We start from the raw sequence: 17,655 nt of genomic DNA on the forward strand, positions 1-17,655 counted from the left end.
GCGCATGAATGGGAGCTGCTCCATTGATCGAAGACGCCAAGGCGCTCGGTATTAACATATCTCGCGCCGCCGAGGAGGGTATCGCCAAGGCGATTTCAGCCGAAAAAACGCGCCGGTGGCAGGAGGAAAACAGGGAGACGATCGAGAGCTCTAACGACTATGTCAGGCGCAACGGTCTGCCACTGGCCAAGTACCGGCCGTTTTGATGGCGCGTTACGATTTCTACCGGAGAGCTGAAGGCGACGGCTATCTGCTCGACGTTCAGGCTGATCTTCTTAAAAGTCTAAACACAAGGGTTGTTATCCCGTTGATGCCGCCCAACAGGCCCCGGTGCCGGGCCGCCGGCTAAACCCCACCTTCACGATCAACGGCAGTGACCATGTCATGGTCACTCAATTCATATCAGCCTTGATGGGCTTCTGAATTGTCTGCTGCCGAAGGAAATCTTTCCAGTCGTCACGACGACATCGTGGCCGCACTCGACATGCTGTTCCAAGGCTTCTGAGCCAAAGGGAGCGTTGAGGCTGGTGAGCCGGCCTCAGCCCGCCGTCTTTGTTTGCCAGGCCTTCAGCGCCTCGTCGAACACCTTCTCGCCGGGAATGCCCTTTTCCATGGTGAGCAGCGCCCGCCGTCCGGTCTTGTAGACGACCGGCACGTCGATCCAGTTCTGCCCCCGGAGCAGGGTGAGATTGGCGTCTTCGTCCGCCTTGGTGTCGTTGAGAGCGACCAGGAAGAAGCCATCGGCGATCTTGGCCGGGATGCCGATCAGCGGGCTGCCGGCATCCTGTTCAGAGCCCTTCATGGCGACGCGCAGGATATTGTCGACGCCGCCGCCGTCGAAACCATCGGGCGTCAGGAAAATCATCTCGATGATATGGCTGGCCGGCAGTGTCTGGTCGGTGTTGCGGCGGATGGTCATGCGCAGCTGCACGTCCTTGCCCGGAATGCTCGCTTCGGCGCGGATTGCCGGCTCGGGCGGCAAATTGCCGCCGGGCGATTCCTGCACCAGCGACCAGACGATGCTGCCGGGCTCGGCCGAGCCTTGGGCGGTGCTGGTACGCTCCTCGTAGAAGATTGCCTTTTGGCCGACCGCCAGCGCGGTTTCCGCAGGCGCGGCTGTCGGCGCGGCCGGCGCAGCACCCGGGGCCGGCGCTGCCGGGGCGGCTGCGCTATCGGTCGGCGCCGCCGGCGCCGGCGTTGCTTCATCGGCAGGCGGTGTTGTGGGGGCAGCGCCGGGCGTGGCGGGCGCAGTCGTGGCTGGCGTTTCGCCGGCCGGCGCTGTAGGCGCAGGTGCGGCCGGCGGCGGTGTGGTCAGTGCTGCGACGGATTCGCCCTCTCCGATACCGCTTTGTCCTGAAGCGGGGCCGGGATCGACCTCACCGCCCTCCGGTGTCAGCCGCTGGGTGAACTTTGTGCCCTCGGCATCCGTTGGAGCCGCTGCGGCCGGGGGCCTTGCCGCGGCCTCGGTAGCCGGCTCGGCCGGGGCCGGCTTCACCAACGGTTCTATGGTTGCAACAGTCGTGCTGTTGAGACCCATCATGTTGCTGAACGCGTCCTTGTTCAGCCAGACGCCGTAGCCGCCGCCGGCGACGACGAGCAAAGCGATGACAGCGGCGATCAGCCCGCCATAGCTGCGCTTGCGCTCGGCAGGACGAAGACGCTGAAAGGTGTCCGGCGCCGGCTCCTCGTCGTTGGGAAAGACATGGTCTCGAAACGTATCGCTCTTCTCGTCCGCCGCCGGAAAATCCGCGTCCGAAGGCACCGCATCGGTGCGCTCTGGCGGAAAAGCAACGGATGGCGGTTTTTGCCAATTCGGCGCGGCTTTGGCGGCAGGCGCCGGCTGCCATGTCGGCTCGGTCTTTGCCGGTTGCCATGCCGGCTCGGCCTTTGCCGGCTGCCGGACGTGGCTGGGTTGGTTCTTGTTGCGGTCGATGGAGGAGAAGATGTCCTCCAGCTCCGACAGCGGATCGGATGCCGGCGCAGGCTTGGCGTACTCCCGCTCGACGCTGGCGATGGCCTCCTCCAGGGTGCGCTTATGCTGGGCAACGACCGAAGGCGCCAGCGGCGGTATGTTCTTGGCCAGCTTGTCCGCGATCGTGGAACGGGCCTTGTCATAGACCCTCGCGCGTATTTCCGGCGTCGGGTTGTCGAGTTTATCGAGCGTCTTTTTCAGAGCACCAACAAAATCTGCCATGCTTCAGTTGACCTGCATTTCGTTTCTGGGCCGGCCCCCGCAAATCGGCCGATGCCCGGAACGGCTGAGAATCTAGTCTTGAAACGGATCGGTCACAAGTATTGTGTCGTCCCGTTCAGGGCTGGTGGAAAGGAGTGCGACCGGCGCGCCGATCAGCTCCTCGATGTGACGGACATATTTGACTGCCTGGGCCGGCAGATCGTTCCAGCTTCTGGCGCCGGCGGTGGTGCCTTTCCAGCCCTCCAGCGTCTCGTAGACTGGTTCGACGCGCCCCTGCGCACCCTGGCTGGCCGGTAGATAATCGATCGCCTCGCCATCGAGACGGTAGCCGGTGCAGACCTTAATCTCGTCCAGCCCGTCGAGCACGTCGAGCTTGGTCAGCGCAATGCCCTTGATGCCGTTGACGGCCACGGCCTGACGAACCAGCACGGCATCGAACCAGCCGCAGCGGCGCTTGCGGCCGGTGACGACGCCGAACTCATGGCCACGCGTGCCCAGGAACTCGCCGATCTCGTTCTTCTGTTCGGTCGGAAACGGACCTTCGCCGACACGCGTCGTATAGGCCTTGGTGATGCCGAGTACATAGCCGATGGCACCCGGGCCGACGCCGGATCCGGCGGCGGCTTGACCAGCTACCGTGTTGGACGAGGTGACGAACGGATAAGTGCCGTGGTCGATGTCGAGCAGCGTGCCTTGCGCGCCCTCGAACAGGATGCGTTCGCCGGCGCGGCGCTTGTCGTCGAGGATCTTCCAGACACGGTCCATATAGGGCAGGATCTCGTCGGCGACCGAAATCAGCTCACTCATGATTGCGTCATGCGTGACTTCGGCGTGGCCGAGCCCACGGCGCAGCGCATTGTGGTGCGTCAGCAGCCTGTCGACCTTCAAGGGCAGCGTTTCCAAATCCGCCAAATCCATCACCCTGACCGCGCGCCGGCCCACCTTATCCTCATAGGCGGGGCCGATGCCACGACGGGTCGTGCCGATCTTCGTCCCGGAATTGGTGGCGGCGTCTTCGCGGAATCCGTCCAGCTCCCGGTGCAAGGACAGGATAAGCGCGGTGTTTTCGGCTATTTTCAGGCGCTCCGGCGTCACCTCGACGCCTTGCGCCTTCAATTTCGCCACTTCCGCGACGAAGGCGTGCGGATCGAAGACGACGCCATTGCCGATGATGGACAGCTTGCCTTGCCGCACCACCCCGGACGGCAGCAGCGACAGCTTGTAGACCTTGCCGTCGACGACCAGCGTATGGCCGGCATTGTGGCCGCCCTGGAAGCGTACGACGACGTCGGCGCGTTCCGACAGCCAGTCCACGATCTTGCCTTTGCCCTCGTCGCCCCATTGCGAGCCGACGACCACCACATTGGCCATGTTTCTTTTCCCTTGAGGCGCCGCTCGGAGCGGCTTGAAATAGTTCGAAACGACAGGCTTCTATCGCATAGGCCCGAAAATCGGAATCGATTTTCGGAAAGCACGATGCGAACATTCAAGCCTTGAGACGCGTACTTTGTCCGTCCAGTGGACGCACGTCGCTCTATAACGTCAAGACCCGGCGAGCGCGACCATTCTTTACCGCCGAAAGCGCCCTCAGGCACAACAATTTTCGCCTTTGACATCATTTACTTGGGCGAACCGCCACAATAGGTCGGCAAAAGACCCTTCGCCTGCCCTCCCGGCTGGAAATTTTAGCCATGCATCGAACCGCCTATCTGTTCCTGCTGTTCACCACCTTGCTGTGGGGCGGCAACTCCGTGGCCGGCAAGCTGGCGGTCGACCACATCTCGCCGATGACGCTGGTCTTCCTACGCTGGGTTCTGGCCGTTCTGATCATGCTGCCGCTCGGCTGGCGAACGCTGCGCGAGGACTGGCCGGTGGTGCGCAAGCATTGGTTGCTGCTTGGCGGGCTCGGCGCTTGCGGCTTCACCTTCTTCAACGCGATCTTCTACACGGCGCTCAACTACACGACGGCGATCAACGTCTCGATCGAGCAGGCGGCGATACCGATCGTGATCATCCTCGCCAATTTCGTGCTGTTTCGCCTGCGTGTGAACCGGGTGCAGATCGCCGGCGTCGTGCTGACGATTGTCGGTGTCGCCCTGACAGCCAGCCATGGCGATCTGCGCCAGGTTCTCAAGCTGGATCTCAACTTCGGCGACGCCATCATGCTGATCGCGGTGCTTTGCTACAGCTTCTACTCGGTCGGGCTGCGGCTGAAGCCGGCTATACGCTGGCAAAGCCTGATGCTGGCGCTGTCGATTGCCGCACTTGTCACCTCGCTGCCTTTCTTCCTGTGGGAAGTGGCCGCCGGCAAGGTCATCGTCCCCGATGCGAGCGGCTGGGCGATAGCGTTCTACACCGCGATCGGCGCCTCAGTCGTCTCGCAGATCTTTTACATCAGGGGCAACGAACTGATCGGCGCCAACCGGGCTGGCCTGTTCATCAACCTGGTGCCGATCTTCGGCACGCTCCTGTCGGTGCTGATCGTCGGTGAGACATTCCAGCTCTATCAGGGACTGGCCCTGGTGCTGGTGCTTGGCGGTATCAGCCTCGCCGAATACAGCGGAAGGAAGATGGCGATTTAGCCGGCAAATATTCGACGCCGCATGGAGATGGTGCAATCCAGAGCCTGTCAGCCACATTGTCCAAGCGCCCCGCGTGCTTGCAGAGCACGCGGGGCGCGTGGGCATTATTCAGGCGCCCACATCGAAATGCAGCCGCTTGGCGGAGTCGATCGACTTGTGCGCCCGCACCTGTTCCAGCACGTTTTCCGGGAACGGCGCATCGAGATAAAGCAGTGCAATGGCATCGCCGCCAGGCCGGTTGCGGCCGAGCTGGAAGTTGGCGATGTTGACGCCGTTCTCGCCGCAGACCGTGCCGAGCAGGCCGATGATGCCGGGCGCATCGGCATTCGTCGTGTAGAGCATGTGCTGGCCGACCTCGGCGTCGAGGTTGATGCCCTTGATCTGGATGAAGCGCGGCTTTCCGTCCGAGAAGCAGGTGCCGGCGATCGAACGCGTTCTATGCTCGGTCTTGACCGTCAGCTTGATGTAGCCGTCGAACACGCCGGATTTGTCGCGCTTGACCTCGGCGACGATGATGCCGCGCTCCTTCACCATGATCGGCGCCGACACCATGTTGACGTCGGAGACTTGCGGCCGGATCAGGCCGGCAAGAGTGGCGCTGATCAGCGCGCGCGTGTTCATCGTCGCGGTCGAGCCGTCGAACAGTATCTCGACCTCCTTGATCGGATCCTCGGTGACCTGGCCGACAAAGGCGCCGAGCACTTCGGCAAGCTTGACGAAAGGCTTCAGGCGCGGCGCTTCTTCAGCGGTGATCGACGGCATGTTGATGGCGTTGGAAACAGCGCCCTTGATCAGATAGTCGGCCATCTGCTCGGCGACCTGCAGGGCGACATTCTCCTGCGCCTCCATCGTCGACGCACCGAGATGCGGCGTCGCCACCACGTGCTCCATGCCGAACAGCTCACTTTTCTCCGCCGGCTCTACCTCGAACACATCGATGCCAGCGCCCGCCACCTTGCCGCTTTTCAACGCCGCGATCAGGTCGGCCTCGACGATCAGCCCGCCACGGGCGCAGTTGATGATGCGCACGCCGGTCTTCATTTTGGCGATCGCCGCGGCGTCGATGATGTTGCGCGTCTTGTCGGTCAATGGCGTGTGCAGAGTGATGAAATCGGCGCGGGTGAACAGCTCGTCCAGTTCGACCTTCTCGACGCCGAGCTCCTCGGCGCGGCTGTCCGACAGGAACGGGTCGAAGGCGATGACGTGCATCTTCAGGCCGACGCCGCGCGTGGCCACGATCGAGCCGATATTGCCGCAGCCGATGATGCCCAGCGTCTTGCCGGTGATCTCGATGCCCATGAAGCGGTTCTTTTCCCATTTGCCGGCATGGGTCGAGGCATTGGCTTCCGGTATCTGGCGGGCCAGCGCGAAGATCATGGCGACGGCATGCTCGGCGGTGGTGATCGAATTGCCGAACGGCGTGTTCATGACAATGATGCCCTTGCGGCTCGCCGCCGGGATGTCGACATTGTCGACGCCGATGCCGGCGCGGCCGACCACCTTGAGCCTGGTGGCCGCGTTGATCAGCTTTTCGGTGACTTTGGTCGCCGAACGGATGGCGAGGCCGTCATACTGGCCGATCACTTCGAGCAGCTTTTCCTTGTCCTTGCCGAGGTCGGGCAGGTAGTCGACGTCGATGCCGCGATCCCTAAAGATCTGAACGGCAGTGGTGGAGAGTTTGTCTGAGACGAGAACGCGGGGCGCCATGGCGGCCTCCTTCAAATGAGATTTGATCCGTTTGGGAATGGGCGGCCCCGAGGGCCGCCACGGGAAACTCAGGCGGCCGCCTTGAGCGACGCCTTTTGTGCGGCAAAGGCCCAGTCGAGCCACGGCAGCAGCGCTTCGAGGTCGGAGGTCTCGACCGTCGCGCCGCACCAGATGCGCAGGCCGGGCGGCGCATCGCGATAGGCGCCGAGATCGTAGGCGACGCCTTCCTTGTCGAGCGTCGAGACGATCCCCTTGGCGAACGCCGCTTGTCCGTCGGCATCAAGCGCGGCGACATCCGGGTCGGTGAAGGAAAGACAGACGGACGTGTTCGACCGCGTCGCCGGGTCGGTGGCCAGATGGCCGAGCCATGCGGATCTGTCGACGAAACCGTCGATAACGGCGACATTGGCGTCGGCGCGGGCAATCAATGCGTCGAGGCCGCCGATCGACTTCGCCCAACGCAGCGCGTCAAGATAGTCCTCGACGCACAGCATCGATGGCGTGTTGATGGTCTCGCCCTTGAAGATGCCTTCGATGAGCTTGCCGCCCGAGGTGAGGCGAAAGATTTTCGGCAGCGGCCAGGCGGGCTTGTAGCTTTCCAGCCGCTCGACGGCGCGCGGGCTGAGGATCAGCATGCCGTGCGCACCTTCGCCGCCCAGCACCTTCTGCCAGGAGAAGGTGACGACATCGAGCTTCTGGAAATCGAGCTTTTGCGCAAAGGCCGCCGACGTCGCGTCGCAGATGGTCAGGCCCTTGCGGCTGACCGGAATGAACTCACCGTTCGGGACACGCACGCCTGATGTCGTGCCGTTCCAGGTGAAGACCACATCGCGGTCGAAGTCGATTTTTGTCAGATCCGGCAGCGCGCCGTAACCGGCCTCGATCCTGCGCACGTCGGCGAGCTTCAGCTGCTTGACCACGTCGGTGACCCAGCCGGAACCGAAACTCTCCCAGGCGATCATGTCGACGCCGCGCTCGCCGAGCAGCGACCACAGCGCCATCTCGACCGCGCCGGTATCCGACGCCGGCACAATGCCGATGCGATAGTCTGCCGGAACCTGGAGGACCTCTCGCGTCAGCTCGATCGCCTGTTCGAGCTTGGTCTTGCCGATCTTGGCGCGGTGCGAGCGTCCGAGCGCGGCATTGGTCAGCGCCTCGACCGACCAGCCGGGACGTTTTGCACAGGGACCTGAGGAAAAATTGGGATTTGCCGGACGGAGTCCGGGCTTCGTATGCGTCGTCATTGTGGTCTATCCTTCCAGATAGTGGCCCCTCGTTGGGGAGGGGTGGCCCACGGACGGCGATATGCGTTCAGGCGTCAGGCGTCAAGGGGAAAGTTTTTGTCGCTGGCAGGATACTGGTCGCATGCGGCGAAAATGCCATGGCTTAAAACGCAAACGGCGGACTCTAGAATCCGCCGTTCAAATTCTTCGGGCTTTTCGCCATGCTTACCAGAGATCGTAACGCAGCCCGACCTTGACTGTCTGGTAGTCTATGCCTTTGTGGATGTTGAAAGCGCCATCGTCATAGGCGACGTATTTTGCGTTGGGCACGGCGAAATATTCGTAGCCGAGGTCGACCGAGACGTTCTTGGTCACCCGATAGGAAAGGCCGGCGCCTATCGAGTACGCGAGATTGAATTTGGCTTCCGAGTCGGTCGCGCCCTCGTATCCCGCAGGGTCATCGCAAATGAAGCCACCGGTTCCGGAGGGGTTTGGGGCCACCTCGACGCAATCGCGCGCGCCGATGCTCTTGTAGTATTTGTTATAGGCGACACCGAGGCCGCCGCCAATATACGGAGTTATCCCAACATACGTGCCGAGATCTACATAGCCGTTGGCCATGACGCTATAGCCCTTGTTGGAGGCATTGTTGGAGAGATCGCACGCCTGTGTTGCCGGTACGGAATTGATGTTCCCGAAGAGGTCGGCTTCGAGTGTCGATCCGTCGCAAGTGGCTGCCAGCTTCTGATGTTCCCCGAATTTGTCGGTCGGGAGAATCCCACCGTTCAGTTCGACCCTAAGATAGTCATTGACGTGATACCCCATACCGATGCTGCCTGTGAAAAGGCTGCTCTCCTCGGTAAAGCTGTCAAGCGGGCCAGTTACCGTTTCCTTATGTTCGAACGGATGGCTGAACGCGTAGCCGACATCGCCGCGCAGATACCATCCCGAACCGACTTCGACCGGCACATAGTCGGGCGCCTGGTCGACATAGATCGGCGGATCGTAGTCGGCACCAAGTGCCTGCGACAGCGGCATCAGGGCGATTGCTGCAAGCGCCAGCGCTATGCGCGATTTGACTGTCATGATCCCCGGCTCCCGAAGGTGGCGCCATTCGCGATCGCGAGCGCCGTTTCAGGAAGCATTGTTAACCATAGTGGTTAAACGGCGGTTAAGGATAACAAGGGGTTAGCGAATTGATTTTGATGCGCTTTCCCGGCCAAACGAAAACCGCCCGGCTTTCGCCGGGCGGTCCGCAACCCTGCTCTCGAAGCGACTACTTGGTGTAGACCGGTTCGGGTTCGTAGGCGATCGGCTCCGGCTGGGCGCAGCCCGAGTTGCCGAACTGGTAGCGCAGGCCGCCGCGCACTTCGTGCACATTGATGCCTTTGTCATGGCCCGGACCGACGCCACTGGCGAAGTCGAACATCTTACCGCCTTCGATATGGCTGTAGCGGTAGCCGACATCGAGCTTGACACGATCGGTCAGGCAGTAGGATGCGCCCGCCATGGCGGCATAGGCAAAACGCCAGCCTTTGCCGCCGCTATGCTCAAACGAACCGTCCTCAGTGACGTTGTGCAGCGTATCCCACTTGACCCAGGCACCGCCGATGCCGGCGCCGACATACGGCGTGATGCCATGCCAGGTGCCGATATCGACATAGGCGTTGGCGAGAAGCAGCAGCGCCGTATAGGACGAGGTGTCGGTCGAAGTGCAGGGATCTCCATCGAGGCAGATGCCGCTGGTCGAGCCGCGGAAATCGGATTTGCTCATCCAGTCGGCGGTCAGGTCGGTGCGAAAATGCTGGTTGATCTGATAGCCGACGCCGGCGCCGGCCGAGAAGGCGCCCTCCAGCTTGCCGCTGTCAAAGCGGCCGGTGCCTGGATCCGGCCCGTAGGTGATGTAGTCGCCGCCGCGGAACTTCGACCAGTGGTAGTCGATGTCGCCGCGAATGTACCAACCGCCATATTCGACCGGCTGCTCGTAGACGGGCGGCGGCGGGGCCGGCTCGACCACGGGCGGCTCGACGAAGTCGGCGGCGAACACTGGTCCGGCCACGCCCGCGAGCAGCGCGGCAAAGAGGGCCATTCTTGCTGTATTGAACATGCTTGTCACCCCTGAGAACCCTCGGCACAGCGAACGCGTCCGAATCTGATTGGCTTCAGTCGTGGATAATGAATTGGAAAAGTTAAAACGCGTTTAACCGTATCGCTTAACCATGTACCTCTAAATCTTTCAGAGTTTTCGCGTCATTTCTGCGGAGAATTTGCGTGCAAGCCAACGAAAAAAGCCCGCCGGAGGCGGGCTTTCAAACTGGCAAAAGCTGCAGGATCAGGCGGCGCTGCGCGTTTCCGAAATGACCTCGACGATATCGTTGACGACGGCCTCGACCAGTTGCTGATCGTCGCCTTCCGCCATGACGCGGATGAGCGGTTCCGTGCCGGATGGCCGGATGACCAGGCGCCCGGCCTTGCCCAGGCGGTGCCGTCCATCTTCGATCGCCGCCTTGACCAGGGCTTCCTCGAGCGGCTTGCCGCCGGAAATGTGGACGTTCTTCAGCAGCTGCGGCACCGGCGCAAACTTCTTCGACAGTTCGCTGACCGGCCGGTTCTGCCGCTTGATGCAGGCGAGCACCTGGAGCGCCGAGACGAGGCCGTCGCCGGTGGTGGAAAAATCGGACAGCACGATGTGGCCCGACTGTTCGCCGCCGACATTCAGGCCGTGCGCACGCATGTGCTCGACGACATAGCGGTCGCCGACCTTGGTGCGGTGCAACTGCAGGTTCATGTCGCCGAGGAAGCGTTCGAGGCCGAGATTGGACATCACCGTCGAGACGATGCCACCTCCGGCCAGCCGTCCGCTCTGATGCCAGGACTCGGCGATCAGCGCCATGATCTGATCGCCATCGACGATCGCGCCGTTCTCGTCGACGATGACGACGCGGTCGGCATCGCCGTCGAGCGCGATGCCGATATCGGCGCGCACTTCGTGGACCTTCTTCTGCAGGCCGGCCGGATGGGTCGAGCCGCACTCCTTGTTGATGTTGAAGCCATTGGGCTCGACATTGATAGCGACGACCTCGGCGCCGAGTTCCCACAGCGCCTCGGGCGCCACCTTGTATGCAGCGCCGTTGGCGCAATCGACGACGATGCGGAGGCCCGAAAGCGACATCGAGCGCGGCAGCGTGCGCTTGGCGAATTCGATGTAGCGGTCATGGACGCCGTCGACGCGCTTGGCGCGGCCGAGCCCGTCCGAATCGGCGAGCGCCAGGTCGATATCCTTGTCGAGCATCCCCTCAATTCGCTCCTCGATCTCATCGGAGAGCTTGTAGCCATCTGGGCCGAACAGCTTGATACCGTTGTCGTAGTAGGGATTGTGCGAGGCCGAGATCATCACGCCGATGTCGGCGCGCAATGAGCGCACCAGCATGGCGACCGCGGGCGTCGGAATCGGGCCGAGCAGGAATACGTCCATGCCGGCGGCGCACAAACCCGACACCATCGCATTCTCGATCATGTAACCGGAAAGCCTGGTGTCCTTGCCGAGCACGACGCGGTGGCGATGGTTGCCGCGCTGGAACGAAAGGCCGGCGGCCATGCCGACCCTCATGGCGACCTCCGCCGTCATTGGAAACCTGTTGGCGCGCCCGCGAATGCCGTCCGTACCGAAATAACTTCCTGCCATGCTAGCCAGCTTCCCGATGGTTCTTTTCCGGCACGTCATGCCATAAATTGGCCCGAGCCCTATCATCACAATGCATGATTATAGGTCACCAATCCTTAGAAAATTGTTGTTTTGTGTGTTTTGTGTCACGCTCGTGCGTGGATTTTCAAGTTCTCTGCCTGGTTGCGGCAGCAGCGTTCAGGAACTTCAGACTGCATCTGGATTCTTTGTTGTCTCAGTCAGTAGGCACTGAACTCGCAATCCGCGGGTCGAGTGGCCCTGGATCGGGCATTCAGTTGCGCCGCAGCGGCGACACTCGATCCAACCCGCCATGTCAGGCAGTCCCTCACTGGGCCGCTCTATGCGCGCTTTCCGTGCAAAAGCGCTCGGGAAAATCTACCTGGCGGACAGGAGCTGGCTACGACTTTATCGAAATAATGCACTTTCCGACAGCTTTTACGCCATTTCGCCTCTGGCGCAACCAGCCGTTGAGTGCTACTGCTTGCTTGGTACATATCGTGAACATCTGAGGGAGAAGACGCATGCTCATCCATCGACTTGCCACTTTGACGGGTCTCGCCGTCGTGACTTTATTCCTGACGGCGCCCGCCAATGCGCTGACCATGACTGAATGCAGCACCAAGTATAACGCGGCAAAGGACGCCGGAACACTTGGCGGGCAGAACTGGAACCAGTTCCGCAAGGCAGAATGCGGTACCGACGCCGCCGACGCCACGCCAGCCGCGGCGGAAAGCACCAGCGCTGCAACTACCGACGCGGCACCGGGCCCGACGGCGGAAGAATGCAGCACCAAATACCAGGCCGCAAAGGCCGCCGGCACGCTGAACGGCACGAAGTGGAATGACTTCCGCAAGAGCGAATGCGCCGCCGGCGCCAGCGCGACGGTGGAACCCGCCGCAGCGACGCCCAAGGCAGCGGCGACTGCCAACGCAGGCAACGGCCTCAGCAGGGCGGATTGCAGCGCCAAGTATCAGGCGGCCAAGACCGGCAACACGCTGAACGGCATGAAGTGGAACGACTTCCGCATGAGCCAGTGCGGTGCCGGTGCTTCCGACGACGACACCATGCCGGCAGCCGATCAGGCAAGCCTCACCAGCCACCCGGAAACGCCGACCGTCACCGCTCCCCAGGGTGTGACGTTTCCGAAGGCGATCTCCACCAAGTATAGCAGCGAAACCCCGGCGAAGGGCCGCATGCACACCTGCCGCGACCAGTACCACGCCAACAAGGAGGCCGATACGCTGGGTGGCCTCAAGTGGATCCAGAAGGGTGGCGGCTTCTACAGCCTTTGCAATGCCGCGCTGAAGAGCTGATCGGCAGTAACACCTGAAGACAGGAAGGCCCGCCAACCGCAAGGTTCGCGGGCCTTCCTGTTGCCGGCGATAGATTGTGCCGGCAGTGCTGAAGGTTTGTAAAAGCGGAGGTGACGGCCGGTCTCCCCCTTGCGGGGCCCGTGCGGGGGAGACCGGCCCTCATCACGGCCTCCGCAAACCTTCAGCGTCTACCTCCCATGTGGAGAAGTCCCCGGCACCGGGTGAAGCGATGGAGTTTTCAGGCCGCGACCGACTGTTGGCAGCCCTCCAATGAAAACGCCGCGATCAACACCGCGGCGATTTCCGAAATCAATCTCCTGAGCCGGACCCTAGCTTGACGGCTGAGGCTCCATGCCGCCTTCGGGCTCCGGGCCCTTCTTGCGGCGGCTGCCGGACTTCGGCACGGCCGAGCCACGGCTCGGTGGCGTGTCGTCGCCGAGATCGCGGGCGGGCTTGTGGCCGGCGATCAGCTGCTTGATCTCCTCGCCGGACAGCGTCTCATATTCCAACAGCCCCTGCGCCAGCGCGATCCATTCCTTCTTCTTCTTGGTCAGGATGGATTTCGCCGTCGAATAGGCCTCGTCGATCAGCCGGCGCACTTCGGCGTCGATGATCTGCGCCGTCTCTTCCGAGACGTTCTGCGTGCGCGCCACCGAATGGCCGAGGAAGACCTCTTCCTGGTTATCGCCATAGGCGACATGGCCGAGCTTGTCGGAGAAGCCCCAGCGCGTGACCATGGCGCGCGCCAGCTTGGTTGCCTGCTCGATGTCCGAGGAGGCGCCCGAGGTGATGTTCTCCTTGCCGAACTTGAACTCCTCGGCGACTCGGCCACCCATCATGATGGCGAGGCGCGAGATCATGTATTTGTAGCTCATCGAATAACGGTCGCCTTCCGGCAGCTGCATGACCATGCCAAGCGCCCGGCCGCGCGGGATGATGGTCGCCTTGTGCAGCGGATCGGCCGACGGCACGTTCAGCGCCAGAATGGCGTGGCCGGCCTCGTGATAGGCGGTGAGTTCCTTCTCGGCCTGGGTCATCGCCGACGAGCGGCGCTCGGCGCCCATCATGATCTTGTCCTTGGCGTCCTCGAACTCGGCCATGGTGACAAGGCGCTTGTTACGCCGCGCCGCCATCAGGGCGGATTCGTTGACGAGGTTCATCAGGTCGGCGCCGGAAAAGCCCGGCGTGCCGCGTGCGATCACCTTGAGGTCGACATTGGGCGCCAGCGGCACGTTGCGCACATGCACCTTCAGGATCTTCTCGCGGCCGACGATGTCGGGGTTCGGCACCACCACCTGGCGGTCGAAACGGCCGGGCCTGAGCAGCGCCGGGTCGAGCACGTCCGGCCGGTTGGTGGCGGCGATCAGGATGATGCTTTCGTTGGATTCGAAGCCGTCCATTTCGACCAGCAACTGGTTCAGCGTCTGCTCGCGTTCGTCGTTGCCGCCGCCGAGGCCGGCGCCGCGATGGCGGCCGACCGCGTCGATTTCGTCGATGAAGATGATGCAGGGCGCATTCTTCTTGGCCTGGTCGAACATATCGCGGACGCGGCTGGCGCCAACGCCGACGAACATCTCGACAAAATCCGAGCCGGAAATGGTGAAGAACGGCACGTTGGCCTCACCGGCGACCGAACGGGCAAGCAGCGTCTTGCCGGTCCCGGGAGGGCCGACGAGCAGCACGCCGCGCGGGATCTTGCCGCCAAGCCGCTGGAACTTCTGCGGATCACGCAGGAATTCGACGATCTCTTCAAGATCTTGCTTGGCTTCATCGACGCCGGCGACGTCCTGGAAGGTGACGCGGCCATGCGCTTCGGTCAAAAGCTTGGCCTTCGACTTGCCGAAACCCATGGCGCGGCCGGAGCCGGATTGCATCTGGCGCATGAAGAATATCCAGACGCCAAGGATTAGGATCATCGGCAGCCAGGAGATGAGATAGCCGAACAGCGAATTGGAACCGTCGGATTCGGGGCGCGCGTTGATGGTGACGTTCTTGTCCTGGAGTCTTGAAACCAGCGACGGATCCCCCGGCGAATAGGTCTGGAAGCCGGTAGAGGTGTCGGTATAGGTGCCCGAGATGCGGGCGCCCGCTATGGTCACCGTCTTGACCCGGCCGGCTGCGACATCCTGCAGGAACTGCGAATAGGGGACATCGCTCGCTGCTCCGCGCGTCTGCGGCGTCTGGAACAGATTGAAGAGAGCGATGAGCAGGACCGCTATGATCGCCCAGAGCGCGAGATTGCGATAATTCGGATTCATCAATTGTCCCGTTGGTGTCCGCTGGCGGACACGCGTCGTGAGAGGAAACTTGGGTCTAACATAGGGATGGCGCCTTCCCTTGCCAAGCAGAACAGCATGTCGCGGTTAAGCTTTCGCCCACGATCAACCGGCAGTGTGGCCGCTAAAAGGCGTGGCAGGAAGAAGCGGCGCGCCGATCAGCGCGGCGACCGTTCCGGCCGGCGCCAGGTCGAAGGACGGCAGGAAGCGGGCAAAGGGCGCGACCACCGGGCATACCGCCATTCCCGGCAAGACCGGGCTGTCCTGCGCCGAACCGAGGCATTCGCCAAGAAGTTCACTTGCGCGCCACAGCACCGGCTCGGCCGCCAGGGCCGCGCGGACAAGGCTTGGCGGCGTGCCGTCGTCGGCAATTGGCCGTTTTGCGGCACGAGCCGCGCCGAGCGGCGCGATCAAAAATGCACCTGGTTCGTCGTCCAACGTGATCCTCCAGCGGCCGTCCCAGAGGGCATTGTCCACGGCAGGAGCAGCGGGCGGCAGGTTGCGGGTTTCGCGACGCAGGAAGATGCCGGCACGCCGTGCATCGACCACCGTCCGCGACAATGTGGCGCAAAACGGGGTCGCGAAAAATGGGGTTGTGCCAGATGGTCCGGCCCTCAGCCGATCGAGCAGCGCCTTGCTGCGAACCTGGTCGGGCAGAAAGGCAACGCCGCCGACAGTCGCCAGCAGGATGCGCAGCGCATAGACGGCCGCCGCCTCGTCGCCGGCCGTCGCAAAGCCCGGATCGAGACGGATAAGGCCGGCGGTGGGCCTGCTGGCAAAGCCGCGGATCAGCGCGGCCGCGCGATGGCCAAGCTGTTCGCGCTCCACCGCAGCCCGCGCGGCCAGCGCCACCGCGTCTTCCACGCGCTGGGTACCATAGCGGTCGGCAAGTGCCGCGCGGATACGCGGCCTCTCGAAAGCCTCGTCTTCATTGGTCGGGTCTTCGACCCAGCCGACATTCGCGCGCTGCAGGACTTCGCGCAGCGCCGCCCGCCGTGTGCCGAGAAGCGGCCGTGCGATCCAGATCTGCCAGTCGTAAAGAGTCGCGGGCGCCATGCCGGCGAGACCTCGCCCATCTTCGCGTGCCCCATCCTCGCGTGCTTTCCGCATCAGCACGGTCTCGGCCTGGTCGTCGGCAGTGTGGCCGGTCAGGATCAGGCCGATACCTTCCGCCTGCGCTGCCTCGGCCAGCAGCCGGTAACGTGCCTCTCGCGCGGCAGCCGGCAGGCCGGTCGACGGCTTGCGCCTGGACCAGACCAGGGTGCGGTGGGCAATGCCGCGCCCGAGGCAAAGCCTGGCCACGGCTTGCGCTTCCGCTGCCGAGCCCGGCCGCAGAGCGTGATCGATCGTCACAGCCAGCAATTTCGTTGCGGGCGCGGTACGGTCGAGGTGATCTTTGAGGAGAAGGAGAAGGGCGGTCGAGTCGCTGCCGCCGGACACGGCCGCAACAGCGCCGTTGGTAAAGTCGATCTGCGAAAAAACCGAAGGGTCAGGCTCGGTTTCTAGCGTCAGCACGCCGCGAGCGCCCTTTCCTGCTTGACGCGTTCCTTGAGCGTGCCGGAAACGTTGGGATAGCGCTTACCGATCTCGCCGAAAGTGGCGCAGGCCACTTCGCGCTGATTCAATCCGACCAGCGAGACACCGAGCTTCAGCAGCATGTCGGGAGCCTTCTTGGCCTTCGGATAGTCCTTGCTGGCGGCGAGGAAAGTCTCGGCCGCGTCGCGGTATTTCTGCTGGCCGAGCAGCGACTCACCCAGCCAGTAATGCGCGTCCGCCGCCTTGGCGTTCTTGGGGAAGCGGGCGATGTGGTCGCGAAAACCCTGTTCGGCAGTGCTGTAGTCGCCCGACAGGATGAACTGGTAGGAGTTGCGGTAAAGCTCCTCGGGGTCGTCGGTGGCGGGCAGCGCCGCGACCACCGTGTCGTCGGACTTGCCGGCCTGGGTACCGTTGGCTTGGTCACCCGTGGCCTGGTCGGCGGGGATGGGGGCGGTATTTTGCGCCGGGGCATGTGCCTGCGTGTTGCCGTCGGCCTCGACCACATTGCCGTTCTTGTCGACGGTGATGGTGCCGAACGTCTTCGGCGGCGTGCCCGGGATCACCCTGCCGGGTTCGCCTGTAGGCGATTCGACGATGACCTCCCCGCTCTGTCCGCCGGCGGGCGGTGTGCCCGCATCGGTGGGCGCGTGCGTCGCCGGAGCCTCGGCGACGCTGCTGTCGGTGTTGGTGGTTGCGTCCGACTTTTTCTGCTCCGCTGGTTGCTGCGCGCCTTGCGAACCGCCTTCCAACTGCTGGAAGCGGAACTCGTTGTCTTCCTGCTGCTTGCGGATCTGCTCCTGCATCTGCAGCACCTGGAAGTTGAGCTCCTCAATCTTGCCATTCATCTGGCGGAGCTGTTCCTCCAGCGCCGTAGTGCCGGTGCCATCCTGGGCGAATTGAACCTGATCCGGTTTCTTTCTTTCGCCGAAAACGCCGGGCAAGTTGATCTTCGGCAAATGGAAGGAAAAGCCACCTTTCGGCGGTTGTTGCTCGTTGCCGCTTGCCCCCGTACCGCCAGCAAGTGCGGCGACGCTTGATACGAGCAGCAACGCAAGCGTGCCGCTCAAGACCGATCTGAAATGCATGTGCCTCTCGCCGTGAAATTGTTTGCCTGTTGCATGCCTTCCGATCGGAGTGGG

Annotated in this window: 14 protein-coding genes; 4 read left to right on the forward strand and 10 right to left on the reverse strand. The window is 62.9% G+C overall.

The window, feature by feature from the left end:
* Positions 1-8: 8 nt before the first annotated feature.
* Together ACWTU8_RS24910 and ACWTU8_RS24915 are read left to right on the forward strand one after the other, a co-directional pair.
* Positions 9-206: a type II toxin-antitoxin system CcdA family antitoxin gene (locus ACWTU8_RS24910; protein ID WP_455850248.1), complete on the forward strand. Its 198-nt coding sequence runs from the start codon at positions 9-11 to the stop codon at positions 204-206.
* Positions 206-349 (forward strand): CcdB family protein, encoded by a 144-nt coding sequence (locus ACWTU8_RS24915; protein ID WP_455838574.1) that lies wholly within the window; start codon positions 206-208, stop codon positions 347-349. Before ACWTU8_RS24910 ends, ACWTU8_RS24915 begins: the two co-directional genes overlap by 1 nt.
* Before the next feature lie 189 nt (positions 350-538).
* Here the strand turns inward: ACWTU8_RS24915 and ACWTU8_RS24920 are convergent, their stop codons facing one another.
* Together ACWTU8_RS24920 and ACWTU8_RS24925 are read right to left on the reverse strand one after the other, a co-directional pair.
* Positions 539-2,194 carry a hypothetical protein gene (locus ACWTU8_RS24920; protein ID WP_455850249.1) on the reverse strand — a complete coding sequence of 552 codons (1,656 nt, stop codon included), beginning with the start codon at positions 2,192-2,194 and terminating at the stop codon, positions 539-541.
* A gap of 72 nt (positions 2,195-2,266) precedes the next feature.
* Positions 2,267-3,565, reverse strand: a complete 1,299-nt coding sequence (locus ACWTU8_RS24925) for an adenylosuccinate synthase (RefSeq protein WP_455850250.1) — start codon at positions 3,563-3,565, stop codon at positions 2,267-2,269.
* Positions 3,566-3,885: 320 nt separating this feature from the next.
* On the opposite strand from ACWTU8_RS24925, the gene ACWTU8_RS24930 reads away from it, so the two are divergent.
* Positions 3,886-4,776, forward strand: a complete 891-nt coding sequence (locus tag ACWTU8_RS24930) for a DMT family transporter (RefSeq protein ID WP_455850251.1) — start codon at positions 3,886-3,888, stop codon at positions 4,774-4,776.
* Between the two features lie 108 nt (positions 4,777-4,884).
* On the opposite strand, the gene serA is transcribed toward ACWTU8_RS24930, so the two are convergent.
* The 5 genes from serA to glmM form a co-directional block, all read right to left on the reverse strand.
* A complete protein-coding gene (serA, locus tag ACWTU8_RS24935) occupies positions 4,885-6,483 on the reverse strand; it encodes a phosphoglycerate dehydrogenase (protein ID WP_127209862.1) in 1,599 nt (532 codons plus the stop codon).
* 68 nt (positions 6,484-6,551) lie between these two features.
* Positions 6,552-7,727: a phosphoserine transaminase gene (locus ACWTU8_RS24940; protein ID WP_455850252.1), complete on the reverse strand. Its 1,176-nt coding sequence runs from the start codon at positions 7,725-7,727 to the stop codon at positions 6,552-6,554.
* A 204-nt stretch (positions 7,728-7,931) separates the two neighbouring features.
* Entirely contained in the window at positions 7,932-8,792 is an 861-nt protein-coding gene (locus tag ACWTU8_RS24945) for an outer membrane protein (RefSeq protein ID WP_455850253.1), read from the reverse strand.
* A 190-nt stretch (positions 8,793-8,982) separates the two neighbouring features.
* Positions 8,983-9,813: an outer membrane protein gene (locus ACWTU8_RS24950; RefSeq protein ID WP_065011265.1), complete on the reverse strand. Its 831-nt coding sequence runs from the start codon at positions 9,811-9,813 to the stop codon at positions 8,983-8,985.
* 225 nt (positions 9,814-10,038) lie between these two features.
* Complete coding sequence (gene glmM, locus ACWTU8_RS24955; RefSeq protein WP_455850254.1) at positions 10,039-11,391, reverse strand: phosphoglucosamine mutase; 1,353 nt, start codon at positions 11,389-11,391, stop codon at positions 10,039-10,041.
* 521 nt (positions 11,392-11,912) lie between these two features.
* Here glmM and ACWTU8_RS24960 point away from each other — a divergent pair.
* The gene (locus ACWTU8_RS24960) at positions 11,913-12,704 is read left to right on the forward strand and encodes a hypothetical protein (RefSeq protein WP_455850255.1); all 792 of its coding nucleotides are present in this window, start codon (positions 11,913-11,915) and stop codon (positions 12,702-12,704) included.
* Between the two features lie 329 nt (positions 12,705-13,033).
* Here ACWTU8_RS24960 and ftsH read toward each other — a convergent pair whose 3' ends face one another.
* The 3 genes from ftsH to ybgF all read right to left on the reverse strand — a co-directional run bounded on the left by ftsH (position 13,034) and on the right by ybgF (position 17,601).
* Entirely contained in the window at positions 13,034-14,962 is a 1,929-nt protein-coding gene (gene ftsH / locus ACWTU8_RS24965) for an ATP-dependent zinc metalloprotease FtsH (protein WP_065011263.1), read from the reverse strand.
* A gap of 123 nt (positions 14,963-15,085) precedes the next feature.
* Positions 15,086-16,495 (reverse strand): tRNA lysidine(34) synthetase TilS, encoded by a 1,410-nt coding sequence (gene tilS / locus ACWTU8_RS24970; protein WP_455850256.1) that lies wholly within the window; start codon positions 16,493-16,495, stop codon positions 15,086-15,088.
* The gene (gene ybgF, locus ACWTU8_RS24975; RefSeq protein ID WP_455850257.1) at positions 16,489-17,601 is read right to left on the reverse strand and encodes a tol-pal system protein YbgF; all 1,113 of its coding nucleotides are present in this window, start codon (positions 17,599-17,601) and stop codon (positions 16,489-16,491) included. The genes tilS and ybgF overlap by 7 nt, the downstream gene beginning before the upstream one ends.
* Positions 17,602-17,655: the final 54 nt, after the last annotated feature.

It is taken from the genome of Mesorhizobium sp. BHbdii, assembly GCF_053848045.1.